At 55.7% G+C, this 13,311-nt stretch carries 14 protein-coding genes; all 14 read right to left on the minus strand.

The window, feature by feature from the left end; genetic code table 11:
* Nucleotides 1–11: 11 nt before the first annotated feature.
* Entirely contained in the window at nt 12–1,847 is a 1,836-nt protein-coding gene (gene glmS, locus QN377_RS07955; protein ID WP_094999571.1) for a glutamine--fructose-6-phosphate transaminase (isomerizing), read from the minus strand.
* Nucleotides 1,848–1,856: 9 nt separating this feature from the next.
* Nucleotides 1,857–2,624, minus strand: coding sequence for a DeoR/GlpR family DNA-binding transcription regulator (locus QN377_RS07960; protein WP_088378585.1), 768 nt, complete (start codon nt 2,622–2,624; stop codon nt 1,857–1,859).
* Between the two features lie 269 nt (nt 2,625–2,893).
* Complete coding sequence (glmU, locus tag QN377_RS07965) at nt 2,894–4,261, minus strand: bifunctional UDP-N-acetylglucosamine diphosphorylase/glucosamine-1-phosphate N-acetyltransferase GlmU (protein ID WP_094999572.1); 1,368 nt, start codon at nt 4,259–4,261, stop codon at nt 2,894–2,896.
* A 115-nt stretch (nt 4,262–4,376) separates the two neighbouring features.
* Nucleotides 4,377–4,796: a F0F1 ATP synthase subunit epsilon gene (locus QN377_RS07970; RefSeq protein ID WP_029611653.1), complete on the minus strand. Its 420-nt coding sequence runs from the start codon at nt 4,794–4,796 to the stop codon at nt 4,377–4,379.
* Between the two features lie 56 nt (nt 4,797–4,852).
* Nucleotides 4,853–6,232, minus strand: a complete 1,380-nt coding sequence (gene atpD, locus QN377_RS07975) for a F0F1 ATP synthase subunit beta (RefSeq protein WP_016782877.1) — start codon at nt 6,230–6,232, stop codon at nt 4,853–4,855.
* A 27-nt stretch (nt 6,233–6,259) separates the two neighbouring features.
* Nucleotides 6,260–7,120, minus strand: coding sequence for a F0F1 ATP synthase subunit gamma (atpG, locus tag QN377_RS07980; protein WP_003438003.1), 861 nt, complete (start codon nt 7,118–7,120; stop codon nt 6,260–6,262).
* Between the two features lie 50 nt (nt 7,121–7,170).
* Nucleotides 7,171–8,715, minus strand: coding sequence for a F0F1 ATP synthase subunit alpha (gene atpA, locus QN377_RS07985; protein WP_086799496.1), 1,545 nt, complete (start codon nt 8,713–8,715; stop codon nt 7,171–7,173).
* 21 nt (nt 8,716–8,736) lie between these two features.
* Nucleotides 8,737–9,273, minus strand: a complete 537-nt coding sequence (locus tag QN377_RS07990; protein WP_016782875.1) for a F0F1 ATP synthase subunit delta — start codon at nt 9,271–9,273, stop codon at nt 8,737–8,739.
* 12 nt (nt 9,274–9,285) lie between these two features.
* On the minus strand, nt 9,286–9,756 hold the full coding sequence (locus QN377_RS07995; RefSeq protein WP_094999573.1) for a F0F1 ATP synthase subunit B: 471 nt from the start codon (nt 9,754–9,756) through the stop codon (nt 9,286–9,288).
* A gap of 57 nt (nt 9,757–9,813) precedes the next feature.
* Entirely contained in the window at nt 9,814–10,071 is a 258-nt protein-coding gene (atpE, locus tag QN377_RS08000) for a F0F1 ATP synthase subunit C (RefSeq protein ID WP_002555987.1), read from the minus strand.
* Nucleotides 10,072–10,193: 122 nt separating this feature from the next.
* On the minus strand, nt 10,194–11,063 hold the full coding sequence (gene atpB / locus QN377_RS08005) for a F0F1 ATP synthase subunit A (protein ID WP_086799500.1): 870 nt from the start codon (nt 11,061–11,063) through the stop codon (nt 10,194–10,196).
* A 16-nt stretch (nt 11,064–11,079) separates the two neighbouring features.
* On the minus strand, nt 11,080–11,487 hold the full coding sequence (locus QN377_RS08010) for a F0F1 ATP synthase subunit I (protein ID WP_003437994.1): 408 nt from the start codon (nt 11,485–11,487) through the stop codon (nt 11,080–11,082).
* A 148-nt stretch (nt 11,488–11,635) separates the two neighbouring features.
* Nucleotides 11,636–12,508 carry a ParB/RepB/Spo0J family partition protein gene (locus tag QN377_RS08015; protein ID WP_094999574.1) on the minus strand — a complete coding sequence of 291 codons (873 nt, stop codon included), beginning with the start codon at nt 12,506–12,508 and terminating at the stop codon, nt 11,636–11,638.
* A 9-nt stretch (nt 12,509–12,517) separates the two neighbouring features.
* Entirely contained in the window at nt 12,518–13,309 is a 792-nt protein-coding gene (locus QN377_RS08020; protein WP_094999575.1) for a ParA family protein, read from the minus strand.
* Nucleotides 13,310–13,311 lie beyond the last annotated feature (2 nt).

Below are 13,311 nucleotides of genomic sequence, written 5' to 3' on the forward strand. Positions count from 1 at the left end.
CCGGCTGTGATTTATTCCACAGTCACGGATTTAGCCAGGTTACGCGGCTGGTCCACGTCAGTGCCTTTAAGCACGGCCACGTAGTACGACAGCAATTGCAGCGGGATGGTGTAGAGGATCGGCGCCAGCACATCGTGGATATGCGGCATGTTGATCACATGGGTGCCTTCGCCGTTGCTCATACCGGCTTGTTCATCAGCAAACACAATCAGCTCGCCACCGCGGGCACGCACTTCTTGCAGGTTGGATTTAAGTTTCTCCAACAGCTCATTGTTCGGAGCAACGGTCACTACCGGCATATCGTTATCCACAAGTGCCAGAGGGCCGTGCTTCAACTCGCCCGCCGGGTACGCTTCAGCGTGGATGTACGAAATTTCCTTGAGCTTGAGTGCGCCTTCCATTGCCACCGGGAACTGAGCGCCACGGCCCAGGAACAGGGTGTGATGTTTATCGGCAAACAATTCAGCCACTTTTTCAACCACCGAATCCATCGCCAGGGCTTCGCCCAGACGCGCTGGCAAACGACGCAGTTCTTCTACCAGCTGTGCTTCAACGCCCTCTTCCAGGGTGCCGCGCACCTGGCCCAGAGACAGGGTCAGCAGCAACAGGCCTACAAGCTGGGTGGTAAATGCCTTGGTGGAAGCCACACCGATTTCGCGACCGGCTTGGGTTAGCAGCGTCAGATCCGACTCACGAACCAGCGAGCTGATACCTACGTTGCAAATCGCCAGGCTACCGAGGAAGCCCAATTCTTTTGCATTGCGCAGTGCTGCCAGGGTGTCAGCGGTTTCGCCCGATTGCGAGATCGAAACAAACAGGGTGTCCGGTTGCACCACAACTTTGCGGTAGCGGAACTCGCTGGCCACTTCAACCTGGCACGGAATGCCTGCCAGGCTTTCGAGCCAGTAACGGGCAACCATGCCGGCGTGGTAGCTGGTACCACAGGCGACGATCTGAACATTGCGAACCTTGGCGAACAATTCCTTCGCTTGTGGACCGAAAGCTTGAACCAGTACATGGTCAGCACCCAGGCGATTTTCCAGGGTGCGTTGAACTACTGCTGGTTGCTCGTGGATTTCCTTGAGCATGTAGTGGCGATACTCGCCCTTGTCGGCCGCTTCGGCGCCATCGCTGTATTGCACGGCTTCGCGTTGAACGCTCTGACCGTTTACGTCCCAGATCTGCACGCTGTCACGACGGATTTCAGCGATATCGCCTTCTTCCAGGTACATGAAACGGTCAGTGACCTGACGCAGTGCCAATTGGTCGGAGGCCAGGAAGTTTTCACCCAGGCCCAGGCCAATCACCAGCGGGCTGCCGCTGCGGGCTGCAACCAGACGATCCGGTTGCTTGGCGCTGATCACAGCCAGGCCGTAGGCACCGTGCAACTCTTTAACGGTGGCCTTGAGGGCCTCGGTCAGGTCGCTGTGATCTTTGAGTTTGTGGTTTAGCAGGTGGGCAATGACTTCGGTGTCAGTGTCCGAGGTAAACACATAGCCCAAGCCTTTGAGCTGCTCACGCAGGGCTTCATGGTTTTCGATGATGCCGTTGTGCACAACAGCCAGATCGGAACCGGAGAAATGCGGGTGAGCGTTACGCTCGCACGGCGCACCGTGGGTGGCCCAACGGGTATGGGCAATGCCCAGACGACCGGCCAATGGCTCACCGGCCAGAGCTTGTTCCAGCTCGGCCACTTTGCCGTTGCGGCGCATGCGTTCCAGGGTGCCGTTGTTGGTGAAAACAGCCACACCTGCGCTGTCGTAACCACGGTATTCAAGACGTTTCAGGCCTTCCAGCAGAATGGCCGTGATATTACGTTCAGCGACTGCGCCAACGATTCCACACATAAAGTTCTCCTAGCTTAGGGCCGCGCATAACAATGTTATGCCCCGGGCCTGAATCTGTTCGCGTGCCTCAAGGGGCAGGCGATCATCGGTAATAAGGGTATGGACGCTGCTCCAGGGCAGTTCCAGGTTGGGTATTTTTCGACCAATCTTGTCCGACTCGACCATCACGATCACTTCACGCGCGACGTCAGCCATGACCCGGCTCAGACCCAACAACTCGTTAAAAGTTGTCGTGCCGCGCTGCAGGTCTATGCCGTCAGCACCGATGAACAGTTGATCGAAGTCGTATGAGCGCAACACCTGTTCGGCAACCTGTCCCTGAAAGGACTCGGAGTGCGGATCCCAGGTGCCCCCGGTCATCAGCAATACAGGCTCATGTTCCAGTTCACTGAGTGCATTGGCGACGTGCAGGGAGTTGGTCATCACTACCAAGCCAGGTTGCAGGCCCAGTTGTGGAATCATCGAGGCCGTGGTGCTGCCGCTGTCGATGATGATGCGCGCATGCTCTTTAATCAGACCAACCGCTGCACGGGCAATGGCTTGCTTATAAAGAGAAACTGGCTGAGGGACATCACTGACCAGTTCTTGCGGCATGGTGATCGCGCCGCCATAACGACGCAATAAAAGCCCGTTACTTTCGAGTGCAGCCAGATCCTTGCGAATCGTAACCTCAGAGGTTTCGAAGCGCTTGGCCAGTTCATCCACACTGACTTCGCCCTGCTCGGCAAGCATGGCCAGGATGTTGTGTCTGCGTTGTGGCGTATTACGTTTGGACATAACGGCTTAAGTTTCGTTTCGAAAGATAACGAAAGCAATGAAACCGTATCTCGAAATCTTCGTCAAGAAAATGTTGTGGGCTATTTTCTGTGAATAACTCGATATGGGCCTGTGTTCATTGGCCAAAACGCTTATTTAAGCCCGCAAAAAACAAAGCCTTATCCACAGGGCGTGAATAAGGCTTCAGGTAACTTATTGATTTAAAACAGTTATAGGATGACTTGTTAATAACCTTAAATCATCATCGCCTATCTGTGGATAACTTTAAATCAAGGCTTTGGCTGTTTAACCGGACGCTTCCAGCCATCAATGTTGCGCTGGCGCGCACGACCAACGGCCAGTTGCTCCGCGGCAACATCCTGATTGATGGTCGAGCCTGCAGCAGTGGTAGCACCGTTGGAGATATCCACAGGTGCAACCAACGAGTTGTTCGAACCAATAAATACATCAGCGCCCAACACGGTCTTCCACTTGTTGGCGCCATCGTAGTTGCAGGTGATGGTGCCAGCACCGATATTGGTGCGCGGTCCGACCTCGGCATCGCCCAGATAAGTCAGGTGACCGCATTTGGCGTCTTCACCCAAGTGGGCGTTTTTCAATTCGACAAAGTTACCCACATGGGCACGGGCATCCAGCACACTGCCCGGGCGCAGACGAGCGAACGGACCGGCATCACTGTTCTCGCCCATCACGGCACCGTCGAGATGGCTATTGGCCTTGACCACAACACCTTTGCGCAAGGTGCTGTCCTTGATTACGCAATTCGGGCCGATGACCACGTCGTCCTCAATAACCACGCGACCTTCAAGAATCACGTTGATATCGATCAGCACATCACGACCCACGGTGACTTCACCGCGCACATCGAAACGCGCCGGGTCACGCAAGGTCACACCCAAGGCCATCAGGCGACGGGCTTCGCGCAACTGGTAATGACGTTCCAGCTCACTGAGTTGTTTACGATCGTTGGCGCCCTGCACTTCCATCGGGTCAAGGGCATGCTCGGTGGCCACGACCAAACCATCGCTGACCGCCATGGCGATTACGTCGGTCAGGTAGTACTCGCCCTGTGCGTTGTTGTTCGACAGACGGCTCATCCAGTCAGCCAGGCGACGGGTCGGCAAGGCGAGGATCCCGGTGTTGCCTTCGGTAATTGTACGTTCGGCTTCGGTTGCGTCCTTGTGCTCAACAATCGCACACACCTTGCCATCCGCATCACGCACGATACGACCATAACCAGTCGGGTCGGCCAGGTTGACGGTCAGCAGGCCCAGTTGCTCGGGGCCAACTTGCTTGAGCAGACGTTGCAGGGTCTCGACCTCGATCAGCGGTACATCGCCGTACAGGATCAACACGTTTTCTGCGGTCAGAAATGGTAGTGCCTGAGCCACGGCATGGCCGGTACCCAGTTGCTTGTCTTGCAGCACAAAGTTCAGGTCATCAGCAGCCAGGCGTTCACGCACCAGTTCGGCTCCGTGACCAATGACGACGTGGATGCGGGTCGGTTCAAGCTGACGAGCGCTGTGGATAACATGGCCAAGCATGGAGTTGCCTGCCACGGGGTGCAGAACCTTGGGCAGGGCAGAACGCATGCGGGTGCCCTGACCTGCGGCGAGAATAACGATATCGAGAGACATGACTGGCTACCAATCCTGGGTGGTCAGCGGTTGCGACCAAAAAGTATTTCGCGGAAAAAGAAAAAGGGTAGCCGAGGCTACCCTTTTTAATCAATCACACAATAAGACAGGAGGCTTAGCCGCCAAACTTCTTGCGGATTTGCTGGACGGTGCGCAGCTGAGCTGCGGCTTCGGCCAGACGTGCAGCAGCAGATCCGTAATCGAAATCTGCGCCTTTTTCGTTCAGTGCCTTCTCGGCAGCCTTTACGGCTTCCTGAGCGGAGGCTTCATCCAGGTCGGCAGCACGTTGCACGGTGTCGGCAAGAACCTTGACCATGTTCGGCTGAACCTCGAGGTAACCACCGGAGATGTAAAACACCTCCGATTCCCCGCCCAGCTTGATCAGGCGGATCGGACCCGGCTTGAGTTCAGTGATCAGCGGAGCGTGACCCAGAGCGATACCAAGATCACCCAGGCTGCCGTGCGCAATCACCATCTCGACCTGACCGGAAAAGATTTCTCCTTCCGCACTGACGATATCGCAATGGACTGTCATCATATTAGCCATCTGATTGCCTCAACCTGATTAGCGCCCGTTGCCGGGCGCTGGAATTACAGTTTCTTGGCTTTCTCGATCGCTTCTTCGATGCCGCCGACCATGTAGAACGCTTGTTCTGGCAGGTGGTCGTAGTCACCGTTGAGGATGCCTTTGAAGCCAGCAATGGTGTCTTTCAGGGAAACGTATTTACCCGAAGCGCCAGTGAAGACTTCAGCCACGAAGAACGGCTGAGACAAGAAACGCTGGATCTTACGAGCGCGGGATACCAACTGCTTGTCGGTTTCCGACAGCTCGTCCATACCCAGGATCGCAATGATGTCCTTCAGTTCTTTGTAACGCTGCAACACGTACTGAACGCCGCGAGCGGTGTCGTAGTGTTCCTGGCCGATTACGTTCGGGTCCAGCTGGCGCGAAGTCGAATCCAGTGGATCTACTGCTGGGTAGATACCCAGGGAAGCGATGTCACGGGACAGAACGACGGTAGCGTCCAAGTGGGCAAACGTGGTCGCAGGCGACGGGTCAGTCAAGTCATCCGCAGGTACGTATACCGCTTGGATCGAAGTGATCGAACCGTTTTTGGTCGAAGTGATGCGCTCTTGCAGAGTACCCATCTCTTCAGCCAGAGTCGGCTGGTAACCTACTGCCGAAGGCATACGGCCCAGCAGTGCGGATACTTCAGTACCGGCCAAGGTGTAACGGTAGATGTTGTCAACGAACAACAGTACGTCGTTACCTTCGTCACGGAACTTCTCGGCCATGGTCAGGCCGGTCAGTGCTACGCGCAGACGGTTACCCGGCGGCTCGTTCATCTGACCGTAAACCAGTGCCACTTTGTCCAGTACGCTGGAATCCTTCATCTCGTGGTAGAAGTCGTTACCCTCACGGGTACGCTCGCCCACACCAGCAAACACAGAGTAACCGCTGTGTTCCATGGCGATGTTACGGATCAGTTCCATCATGTTTACGGTTTTGCCTACACCGGCACCACCGAACAGACCAACCTTACCGCCTTTTGCAAACGGGCAGATCAGGTCGATAACCTTGATACCGGTTTCCAGCAGGTCGTTGCCGCCAGCTTGCTCAGCGAAGGACGGTGCTGGGCGGTGAATGCCCCAACGCTCTTCGGTGTCAATCGGGCCAGCTTCGTCGATCGGGTTGCCCAGAACGTCCATGATCCGGCCCAGGGTAGCTTTACCTACTGGAACGGAGATGGCTGCGCCAGAGTCGGTGACTTCCAGACCGCGCTTCAAGCCCTCGGTGGAACCCATCGCAATGGTACGAACCACGCCGTCGCCCAGCTGTTGCTGAACTTCCAGAGTGGTTCCGGCCGCGCTTTGTACTTTCAGCGCGTTGTAGATGCTCGGTACGTTTTCGCGTGGAAATTCCACGTCGATCACGGCGCCGATGATTTGAACGATACGTCCGCTACTCATAGCTGGATCCTCTGAATATTTGAACCGTTAAACCGCGGCAGCGCCGCCGACGATTTCCGAGATCTCTTGGGTGATCGCAGCCTGACGCGCCTTGTTGTAGATCAGCTGCAAATCGCTGATCAAGTCACCGGCGTTATCAGTGGCGTTCTTCATTGCGATCATCCGCGCAGCTTGTTCAGCTGCACTGTTCTCGACCACCGCCTGGTACACCTGCGACTCCACGTAACGCACCATCAAGCCGTCTAGCAGCTCTTTGGCATCCGGTTCGTAGAGATAGTCCCAGTGGTGCTTGAGTTCTTGATCCGGGGTCGCCACCAGTGGAATCAATTGCTCCACAGTAGGCTGTTGCGTCATGGTGTTGATGAACTTGTTGGATACCACGGACAGGCGGTCAATACGGCCTTCCAGGTAAGCATCCAGCATCACCTTAACGCTGCCGATCAAATCATTGATCGACGGTTCTTCACCCAGATGGCTGATAGCAGCGACGACGTTACCGCCGAAGTTACGGAAAAATGCCGCACCTTTGCTGCCGACCACGCACAGATCAATCTCGACGCCGTTTTCACGGTTTACCGCCATGTCCTTGACCAAAGCCTTGAACAGGTTGGTATTCAAACCACCGCACAAACCACGGTCACTGCTCACAACCACATAACCCACACGCTTAACTTCGCGGTCGATCATGAACGGGTGGCGGTATTCCGGGTTGGCGTTGGCCAAATGCCCAATAACCTGGCGGATACGCTCCGCATAAGGACGGCTAGCAGCCATGCGCATTTGTGCCTTGCGCATTTTGCTGACCGCCACTTTTTCCATGGCGCTGGTAATCTTTTGCGTGCTTTTGATGCTCGCAATCTTACTGCGAATCTCTTTTGCGCCTGCCATGTAACACCTATCAGGTTAGCAAGCGGGAGCCTTGCGGCTCCCGCTGCGGCTTACCAGGTTTGGGTGGCCTTGAACTTCTCGATACCGGCTTTGATGCCAGCGTCGATTTCGTCATTGAAGTCACCTTTAACGTTGATCTTCGCCATAAGCTCGGCGTGATCGCGGTTGAAGTAAGCAATCAGCGCTTGTTCAAAGCTACCGACCTTGGTGATTTCGACGTCAGTCAGGAACCCACGCTCAGCGGCATACAGCGACAGCGCCATGTCAGCGATCGACATTGGTGCGTATTGCTTCTGCTTCATCAGCTCGGTAACGCGCTGACCATGCTCAAGTTGCTTACGGGTCGCTTCGTCCAGGTCAGAAGCGAACTGGGCAAATGCTGCCAGTTCACGGTACTGAGCCAGAGCGGTACGGATACCACCGGACAGCTTCTTGATGATCTTGGTCTGAGCGGCACCACCCACACGGGATACCGAAACACCGGCGTTCACTGCAGGACGGATCCCGGAGTTGAACATGGCCGATTCCAGGAAGATCTGACCGTCGGTGATGGAAATCACGTTGGTCGGAACGAACGCGGAAACGTCGCCAGCCTGGGTTTCGATGATCGGCAGTGCGGTCAGGGAACCGGTTTTGCCGGTCACTGCGCCGTTGGTGAACTTCTCTACGTATTCTTCGGATACGCGGGATGCGCGCTCCAGAAGACGGGAGTGGAGATAGAACACGTCGCCTGGGTAAGCTTCACGGCCTGGTGGACGGCGCAGCAGCAGGGAAATCTGGCGGTAAGCCACTGCTTGCTTGGACAGATCGTCATAAACGATCAGCGCGTCTTCACCGCGGTCGCGGAAGTATTCGCCCATGGTGCAACCGGAGTACGGTGCCAGGAACTGCAGCGCTGCGGATTCGGAAGCACTGGCAGCAACGACGATGGTGTTAGCCAGCGCGCCGTTTTCTTCCAGCTTGCGAACCACGTTGGCGATGGTCGATTGCTTCTGACCGATCGCTACGTATACACAGAAAATGCCGCTGTTCTTCTGGTTGATGATCGCGTCGATCGCCAGAGCGGTTTTACCGATCTGACGGTCACCGATGATCAGCTCACGCTGGCCACGGCCGACAGGGATCATGGCATCGACAGCCTTGTAGCCAGTCTGTACAGGCTGGTCTACCGACTTACGCCAGATCACGCCTGGAGCAACTTTCTCGACTGCATCAGTCTCGGTGTTGCCCAGTGGACCTTTGCCATCAACTGGGTTACCCAGTGCGTCGACAACGCGACCCAGCAGTTCCTTACCAACCGGAACTTCCAGGATACGGCCAGTGCACTTGGCGCTCATGCCTTCAGCCAGAGTCGTGTATGCGCCCAGTACTACGGCACCTACAGAGTCTTGCTCGAGGTTGAGAGCCATACCGAAGACGCTGCCCGGAAACTCGATCATCTCGCCGTACATTACGTCGGCCAGACCGTGAATCCGCACAATACCGTCAGATACGCTGACGACAGTGCCTTCGTTACGGGCTTGGGAGGTCACATCGAGTTTTTCGATGCGGCCCTTGATAATTTCACTTATTTCGGAAGGATTGAGTTGCTGCATTGCTCTGCTGCCCCTTCAAACTCAAGATTTCAATGCTTCGGCAAGGCTTGCGAGTTTCCCGCGAACCGAGCCATCGATAACCAGGTCGCCGGCGCGGATGATGACACCACCTATAAGGCTGGCATCCTCCGCAACTTGCAGGCGCACTTCCCGGTCGAGTCGTGCACTGAGAACCTTGGCGAGTTTGTCTTGCTGTTCTTGGTTCAATGCAAAAGCACTGGTGACTTCAACGTCTACCGACTTCTCTTGTTCGGCCTTGTACAGGTCAAACAGAGCGGCGATCTCCGGCAACAGCGGGAGACGGTCGTTTTCGGCAACGACGTTGATGAAGTTCTGTGCTTCTACAGTGAACTTGTCGCCGCACACGTCAATAAACGTGGCGGCCTTTTCTGCGCTCGTCAGTCGCGGGGCCTTGAGCACGCGCTGCATAGTGTCGTCTTGCGACACTGCTGCAGCCAGGCCGAGCATGGCTGACCAAGAGGCCAGTTGCTGGTGGGCCTGGGCGTGCTCGAAGGCTGCCTTAGCGTAAGGTCGGGCCAACGTGGTCAATTCTGCCATGATCGCCCTCGCTTAAATTTCAGCAGCCAGTTTAGTAACCAGCTCCGCGTGCGCGTTTTGATCGATTGTGGCACCCAGGATCTTCTCTGCGCCTTCAACAGCCAGGGTACCCAGTTGGGCACGCAGGGCGTCTTTGACGCTGTTCAGTTCCTGTTCGATCTCGGCCTGAGCCTGAGCCTTCACACGGTCAGCTTCAACGCGAGCCTGTTCACGGGCTTCGTCTACGATCTGAGTACCGCGTTTCTTGGCTTGCTCAATGATTTCAGCTGCTTGAGCCTTAGCTTCGCGCAGTTGTTGACCCGCTTTATCTTGGGCCAACTCCAGGTCGCGAGCTGCTCGGTTAGCAGCGTCCAGTCCAGCCGCAATCTTCTTCTGACGTTCTTGCAATGCCGCGATGACCGGAGGCCACACGAACTTCATGCAAAACAGTACAAAAATGAAGAACGCAACGGACTGGCCAATCAGGGTTGCATTAATGTTCACGCCAACACCTCGCTCGTTCGTTGTCCATCACTCTAATCAACTCGAAAATTCGAGTGATTAGCCAGCGAGTTGACCAACGAAAGGATTAGCGAAGGTGAAGAACAGTGCGATACCAACACCGATCATGGTTACGGCGTCGAGCAGACCGGCAACGATGAACATTTTAACTTGCAGCATTGGAACCATTTCTGGTTGACGCGCTGCGCCTTCCAGGAACTTGCCACCCAACAGGCCGAAACCAATTGCGGTACCCAGTGCGCCCAGGCCGATCAACAGTGCAACAGCGATAGCGGTTAGACCAACTACAGTTTCCATCTTTCCTCCCGACTTTTACGTCGTATGGTTTAGGTTTTTAGATTAAAGCGGTAAAACAAAATCATTTTGCGACGCCCTCTCACCCGAAGGTGAGAGGAGCACCAGATTCGCCGAAGCGGATCTTAGTGATTATCTTCGTGTGCCATCGACAGGTAGACGATGGTCAACATCATGAAGATGAACGCTTGCAAGGTGATGATCAGGATGTGGAATACAGCCCACGCCCATTGCAGCACCACGCCCAGACCGCTAAGCCAAAGCAGGCCGCTGCCGAACATCACGGCGATCAGGATAAACACCAGCTCGCCAGCGTACATGTTGCCGAACAGACGCAGAGCCAACGAAATAGGCTTGGCAATCAACGTCACGAATTCGAGCAGGAAGTTCACCGGAATCAGCAGCGCTTGAACAAAAATGTTCTTGCTGCCGAATGGGTGCAGGGTCAGTTCACCGATAAAGCCACCGATGCCCTTGATCTTGATGCTGTAGAAGATGATCAGTGCAAACACCGACAGGGCCATGCCCATGGTCGCGTTTGGATCAGTCGTCGGTACGGCACGGAACGGGAAGTGTTCATCGCCAGTGATCAAGATGGCCAACTGAGGAATCCAGTCAACCGGGATCAAGTCGATGGCGTTCATCAGGAACACCCACACGAAAATGGTCAGCGCCAGCGGTGCGATTACTGCACTGCGACCGTGGAAACTGTCTTTTACGCTGCCATCAACGAATTCCACCAGTACTTCAACGAAGTTCTGCAGTGCGCCTGGCTGACCGGAAGTTGCCTTCTTGGCCGCCATGCGGAATACGAGGATGAAAATCAGACCAACAAACAGCGACCAGCCGAGGGTATCGACGTGGAACGCCCAAAAGCCCATTGCTTTAGCTTCTGCAACGGTGTGGGCAAAGCCCCAGCCGCCATCAGGTAGCTGCCCAAAGGTCAGGTTCTGTAAGTGGTGCTGGATATAGCCCGAAGCGGTTGTTTCTGCCATGGTTGCCTCAAACGCCCTAAGGTCTCGAAAGTGTTGTTCTCATTAGCAGGGGAGCGAACCAACTGACCAGTTGGGTCAGCACGAAGACACCGAATACTGCTAACGGCGCCAATGGCTTCACACCTGCAAACGTCAGCGCGAACAGCACTGCCGTCAAAATTAACTTGCCTGCCTCACCGGCGTAAAACGACCGGACGATGGCTTGCGCTGCTCGGGCGCCGGAAAACCGAAAAGCCCTGTGAGCAAAATACACATTGGGTAGCAAAGCTATCAGGCCTCCGCAGAGTCCTGAATATCCGGCGACGACTCCATGCCATTGCCAGAGCCCCAGAGCAGCCAGCAATAAAACGACAAATTGAGCCAGCAAAACCGGAAAAACCGCCAAGCGATGGAACGGCAAGCGGTTTGGCGTGCGGGTTTCCATCACAACTGCTCCTCAAAGGTCGGCTACCAAAAACAGAAAACTTGGCATAATTTGTGCCGACAAAATGCGCGCAGAGTATAGGGGCGACGAAGCCCCTATTCAACTGTCAGGTAGTGATTTCCGACTGCGCGCTACATGAGGAATTGTTTCAGCGGATGTGAGCAAGCACTCCTTGCAGCTCATCCAGGGAATTGTAACCAATCACTAACTGGCCTTTTCCCTTCTTTCCGTGGCGGATCTGCACCGCAGAGCCCAGCCGCTCAGCCAGACGCTGTTCGAGTCTGGCAATGTCCGGATCGGTTTTAACCGGTTCCGCGGGTTCCTGTTTGCCACTCAACCACTGGCGAACCAGGGCTTCAGTCTGACGTACCGTCAGGCCTCGTGCGACAACGTGTCGCGCCCCTTCAACCTGCTGAGCATCAGGCAAACCGAGCAATGCCCGCGCATGACCCATTTCCAGGTCACCGTGGGACAGCATGGTCTTGATCACTTCCGGTAACGAAATCAATCGCAACAAGTTAGCCACAGACACCCGGGACTTACCCACAGCGTCGGCGACTTGCTGTTGAGTCAGCTGGAACTCTTGCTGCAAACGCTGCAAGGCGACAGCTTCCTCGATCGGATTGAGGTCTTCACGCTGAATGTTCTCGATCAACGCCATCGCAATGGCGGTTTCGTCCGGCACGTCTTTGACCATCGCCGGGATTGTGTCCTTGCCGGCCTGTTGGCTGGCGCGCCAGCGACGTTCACCGGCGATGATCTCAAAGCGGTTACCTTCGATCGGGCGCACCACGATCGGTTGCATCACGCCCTGGGTGCGGATCGAGCTGGCCAGTTCTTCAAGCGCCTGCGGATCCATGTCGCGACGAGGCTGGTACTTGCCGCGCTGGATCAGGTCCAGGGGCAGGTGCTGCAGTTCGCTTTGATCAACCTTGACCGCTTGCTCTTCCAGCGAGCTGACCGTAGGACCACTCAGGAGTGCATCCAGTCCGCGTCCGAGACCTCGTTTCTTGACGGCCATGGAAATTCCTTAAGTTGGCTGAGGCGTGCGGGTAGAACGACGTTGACGACGAACCAGCTCGCCCGCCAGGGCAAGGTAAGCAATCGCGCCACGGGAATTTTTGTCATACGCCAGCGCTGGCATGCCATAGCTTGGCGCTTCGGCCAGGCGGATGTTGCGCGGAATCACGGTGTCGTAGAGCTGCTCGCCGAAGTGTTCCTTGAGCTGCGCCGAAACATCGTTCATCAGGCTCAGGCGCGGGTCGTACATGGTGCGCAGCAGGCCTTCGATCTTCAGGTTCGGATTGAGCAGCTCGGCGATGCGCTTGATGTTATCCACAAGGTCGCTCAGGCCTTCGAGTGCAAAGTACTCGCACTGCATGGGGATAATCACCCCATCGGCCGCCACCAGGGCATTCAAGGTCAGCATCGACAACGACGGCGGGCAATCGATCAGGATGTAATCGTAGCTTTCGCGAACCGGGGCCAGCGCTGTACGCAGACGGCTTTCCTTCATCTGCATTTCGAGCAGCACGACTTCAGCCGCGGTCAAATCGCGGTTGGCGGGAAGCAACTGGTAACCACCGTGCTCGGAGATGTGCATGGCCTGGGCCAGGTCGCATTCACCGATCAACAGGTCGTAGACCGAATTCTCAAGACCGTGTTTATCCACACCGCTACCCATGGTGGCGTTGCCCTGTGGATCAAGGTCAATGAGCAGCACGCGGCGCTTGGTCGCGACCAGCGATGCTGCGAGGTTGATACAGGTGGTGGTTTTACCCACACCACCTTTTTGGTTCGCTATTGCGAATACCTTAGCCATTC

The sequence above is a fragment of the Pseudomonas sp. CCC4.1 genome, assembly GCF_035019225.1.
Taxonomy (GTDB): Bacteria; Pseudomonadota; Gammaproteobacteria; order Pseudomonadales; family Pseudomonadaceae; genus Aquipseudomonas; species Aquipseudomonas bubulae.

Excerpts from the sequence above, each read along its gene's own strand:
- glmS (WP_094999571.1), bottom strand. The coding sequence starts at position 1,847 with ATGTGTGGAATCGTTGGCGCAGTCGCTGAACGTAATATCACGGCCATT.
- atpE (WP_002555987.1), bottom strand. The coding sequence starts at position 10,071 with ATGGAAACTGTAGTTGGTCTAACCGCTATCGCTGTTGCACTGTTGATC.
- QN377_RS08010 (WP_003437994.1), bottom strand. The coding sequence starts at position 11,487 with ATGGAAACCCGCACGCCAAACCGCTTGCCGTTCCATCGCTTGGCGGTT.
- glmU (WP_094999572.1), bottom strand. The coding sequence starts at position 4,261 with ATGTCTCTCGATATCGTTATTCTCGCCGCAGGTCAGGGCACCCGCATG.
- QN377_RS07970 (WP_029611653.1), bottom strand. The coding sequence starts at position 4,796 with ATGACAGTCCATTGCGATATCGTCAGTGCGGAAGGAGAAATCTTTTCC.
- QN377_RS08020 (WP_094999575.1), bottom strand. The coding sequence starts at position 13,309 with ATGGCTAAGGTATTCGCAATAGCGAACCAAAAAGGTGGTGTGGGTAAA.
- QN377_RS07960 (WP_088378585.1), bottom strand. The coding sequence starts at position 2,624 with ATGTCCAAACGTAATACGCCACAACGCAGACACAACATCCTGGCCATG.
- atpD (WP_016782877.1), bottom strand. The coding sequence starts at position 6,232 with ATGAGTAGCGGACGTATCGTTCAAATCATCGGCGCCGTGATCGACGTG.
- atpA (WP_086799496.1), bottom strand. The coding sequence starts at position 8,715 with ATGCAGCAACTCAATCCTTCCGAAATAAGTGAAATTATCAAGGGCCGC.
- QN377_RS08015 (WP_094999574.1), bottom strand. The coding sequence starts at position 12,508 with ATGGCCGTCAAGAAACGAGGTCTCGGACGCGGACTGGATGCACTCCTG.
- atpG (WP_003438003.1), bottom strand. The coding sequence starts at position 7,120 with ATGGCAGGCGCAAAAGAGATTCGCAGTAAGATTGCGAGCATCAAAAGC.
- QN377_RS07990 (WP_016782875.1), bottom strand. The coding sequence starts at position 9,273 with ATGGCAGAATTGACCACGTTGGCCCGACCTTACGCTAAGGCAGCCTTC.
- atpB (WP_086799500.1), bottom strand. The coding sequence starts at position 11,063 with ATGGCAGAAACAACCGCTTCGGGCTATATCCAGCACCACTTACAGAAC.